The organism is Rhizobacter sp. P3_C12 (genome assembly GCF_056402735.1).
Genome location: NZ_JBFUGW010000410.1, coordinates 1 through 4049 on the forward strand (window position 1 = coordinate 1; position 4049 = coordinate 4049).

General features: G+C 73.2%; 1 protein-coding gene. It reads right to left on the reverse strand.

The window, feature by feature from the left end:
- On the reverse strand, nt 1-4049 hold a 4049-nt coding region (locus AC1DXV_RS32160; RefSeq protein WP_477937545.1), incomplete at both ends, for an amino acid adenylation domain-containing protein.

The window sequence follows — 4049 nt, forward strand, 5'->3', positions numbered from 1 at the left end:
CCTGAGGCCCGGTGGCCGGCAAGGCGTTGCGATCGATCTTGCCGTTGGCGTTCAGCGGCAGCGTGTCGAGCACGGTGATCCCGGCCGGCAGCATCGCATCGGGCAGGCGCATGGCCAACTGCGCGCGCAGCGCTTGCGGATCGAGCGACTGCCCCGGCTGTGCCGACACATACGCCACCAGCACCTCGCCACCGCGCGCCACGACCACGGCCTCGCGCACGCCGGGTTGCGCCAGCAGGCCGGCCTCGATCTCGCCGAGCTCGATGCGCACGCCGCGGATCTTCACCTGATGGTCGATGCGGCCGAGGTATTCGAGCTCGCCCCCACCGTTCTCACCCTCGCGCCAGCACGCCAGGTCGCCGGTGCGGTACAGCCGCTCGCCGGGCTCGAACGGGTCGGCGACGAAGCGTTCGCTCGTCAGCCCGGCGCGGCCGAGGTAGCCGCGCGCGAGGCCGAGGCCGCCCAGGTACAGCTCGCCGGCCACGCCCGGCGGCACCGGCTGCAGGCCGGCATCGAGCACCAGCGTTCGGGTGGCGGAGATCGGCCGGCCGATCGCGACGCGCACGCGGCCGTCGTCCTGGCAGCGCCACTGCGTCACGTCGATCGCCGCTTCGGTCGGCCCATAGAGGTTGAACAGGCCCGCGTGTGGAAGGCGCCGCAGCAACTCGTTCTGCGCCTCGGCGGGCAGTGCCTCGCCGCTGCAGATCACACGCACTAGGCTGTCGCAGCGTTCGACCTCGGCATGCGCGAGAAAGGCCTGCAGCATCGACGGCACGAAATGCAGCGTCGTCACGCGCTGCCGGCGGATCAGCGCCGCGAGCCGCGCCGGATCCTTGTGCTCGCCGGGGGCAGCCAGCACCAGCCGCGCGCCGGTCATCAGCGGCCAGAAGAACTCCCACACCGACACGTCGAAACCGAACGGCGTCTTCTGCAGCACGGTGTCGTCGGGCGTCAGGCCATGCGCCTGCTGCATCCACGCGAGCCGGTTGTGCAGCGCGCGGTGGTGGTTCGCGGCGCCCTTGGGCCGGCCGGTCGAGCCGGAGGTGTAGATCACGTAGGCCAGGTGCTGGCCGTGCAGCACGACGGCGGGGTCGGTGTCGGGTCCGTCGATCGCAGCGCCATCGACTGCCAGCAGCGACAGCGACGGCCGGCCGCCGAAGCGCGCCGCCAGGTGCGGCTGCGTCAGCAGCAGCGCGATGCCGCTGTCGTCGAGCATGTAATGCAGCCGCTCGTCCGGATGCTCCGGGTCCAGCGGCACATAGGCACCGCCGGCCTTCAGGATCGCGAGCAGGCCGACGACCATCTCGAACGAACGCTCCATCGCGATCCCGACGCGGGAGTCGGGACCGACGCCCCGTGCGATCAGCGCATGCGCGAGCCGGTTGGCGCGGCGGTTCAGTTCGCCGTAGCGCAGAACCTGCTCGCCGAACGCCAGCACAACAGCCTGCGGTTGCGCCCGGGCCTGCCGCTCGAACAGCCGGTGCACCGGTGCGTCGTACGCATGCTGCTCGCCGTTGACGCCCCACTGCCGCAGCAGCGCCTGGTCTTCCGCGCCGAGCAACGCGACCTCGCCGACGCGCGCCTGCGGCTGCCCGACCAGTGCCCGCAGCAGCGCCACGTAGTGCGCGCCCAGCCGTTCGATGCGCTGCGGCTCGAACAACGCATCGGCATAGCGGAACGCGGCACGCACGCCGCCGTCATCGAGCTCCTGCGTCTCCAGCGTCAGCTCGAACGGCGCGGCACGCTCGGCCAGGTCGATGCGGCCGACCTGCAGCCCGGGCCAGCCGCCCGGCGAGCGCCCGCCCTGCCCGAGGTGGTTGAACATCACCTGGAACAGCGGCGTGACGCCCGGCACGCGCGGCGGGCGCAGCGCCTCCACGAGGTGATCGAACGGCAGGTCGGGGTGCGCCTGCGCGTCGATCGCGGCATCGCGCACCTGCTGCAGCAGCGCGATCAGCGGCTGGCGGCCGTCGACGCGTGCCTGCACCATCAGCGTGTTGATGAAGAAGCCGACGACGCGCGCCGTCTCGGGCCGCTGGCGGTTCGCGACCGGCACGCCGATGCGCACCAGCGGCTGGCCGGTGTGCCGGTGCAGCAGCGCGTGGAAGGCCGCGATCAGCCCCATGAAGAGCGTGGCGCCCTCCTTCGCGACGGAACGTTTCAGGCCGTCGACCAGGTCCGCCGGCAGGTCGACCAGGTGCTGCGCCGCACCGCTGCGGCCCGCGGCCTCGCGCGGCCGGTCGGTCGGCAGCGCGAGCACCGCCTGCGGATCGTCGATCTGCCGCCGCCAGTACGCGAGCTGCCGGGCGCCCTCGCCGTCTGCGAGCCAGCGCCGCTGCCAGGCCGCGAAATCCCCGTAGCGGATGGCAGGGGCCGGCAGCGCCGCGCTGCGGCCCTCGCAGGCCGCGGCATAGCGCTGCGCCAGCTCGTCGAGCATCAGCTCGACCGACCAGGCATCGGAGACGATGTGGTGCAGCATCAGCAGCAGCTCGTGCTCGCCGGGCGCACGCCGCAGCAGCGCACCGCGCAGCAGCGGGCCGCGGCGCAGGTCGAACGGCGTGCGGGCGATGCGCAGCGCCTCGTCATGACGACGTGCATCGCGCTGGTCGGCCGGCAGCAGCGACAGGTCGATCAGCGGGATCTCGATCGCCACGTCGTCGAGCACCACCTGCTCCAGCACACCGCCCTCGCCTTCGCGGAACACCGTGCGCAAGCCGTCGTGCTGCTGCACCAGCTCGCCGATCGCCCGCCGCAGCGCTGGCATGTCGAGCGCGCCCGACAGCCGCAGCCCGCCGCCGACGTGGTACGCGGTGCTGTCCGGATCGAGCTGCCACAGGAACCACTGGCCCTGCTGGGCCGGCGACATCGGCGCCACGGCGCCCTCGCTGCGCGTGATCGCGGCGTCCTGCGCCGCCTCCGCCTGCGGCGCCCGCTCGCGCACCGCCTGCGCCAGCGCGGCCACCGTCGGCAGCTTGAAGAACAGCGCCGGATGCAACTCGACGCCCTGCGCCTGCCGCACCCGCGACAGCAGCCGGATCGCGAGCAGCGAATCGCCGCCGAGCTCGAACAGGTTGTCGTGCACGCCGATCGGTGCAATGCCGAGCAGCTCGGTCCACAGCGCGGCCAGGCCTTCCTGCAGCGCGCCTTCGGGAGCGGCGAACGGCGTCGTCAGCACCGGGCGCGGATGGCCGCTGCGCGCCGGTGCCAAAGCCTTGGCCGACGCCGCGATCACATCCAGCATCCCGCCATCCAGCGGCCCGAAGCGCTGCGCGAGCGGCGTGATCGACACCACCGTCTGCGGCAGGTCCGGCCCGTTGACGATGCGCTCGAATGCGGCCACGCCGCTGCGCTCGTCGAGGCCGATGCCGTCGGGCAGGTCCATGTCGACCGCGATGCCGACATCGCGCCACGCATCCCAGTTGACCGAGAACAGCGGTGGCCCGTCGGTGCGGCGCGACGCGACCGCCAGCGCATCGAGGTAGGCGTTGGCGCCGGCGTAGTCGCTGCGGCCCAGGCCGCCGATCAGGCTGGCGACCGACGAGCAGAACAGCACGTAGTCGAGCGGTTCGTCGCGCAGCACTTCCAGCAGCGTTTGCGTGCCGTGCAGCTTGGGCTCGAACGCGGCCTCGACCTGCGCGCGGCTGCGCTGCGCGATCATCCCGCGGCCCGGGTGCACGACGGCATGCACGACGCCCTGCACCGGCCCGAAGCGCCGGTGCACCTGCGCGAGCGCAGCGCGCAGTTGCGCCGCGTCATTGACATCGGCGGCGACCGTCATCACCTCGGCACCGGTGGCTTCGAGCGCGACCAGCTGCTGCAGCTTGCGGCGCAGCGCGAGCGGCTGCTGCGGGTCATTGGCCAGCCGGGCCCAGTCGGCACGCGCCGGCAATTCGGTGCGGCCCAGCAGCACCAGCCGGGCCTGCCACGCGCTCGCGAGGTGGCGCGCCAGCGCGAGGCCGACGCCGCCGAGCCCGCCGGTGATCAGGCAGACGCCGCCGCGGCGCAGCCGCTGGCGCGCCGGCAGGCCGGCCGGCAGCGGCTCGTAGCGC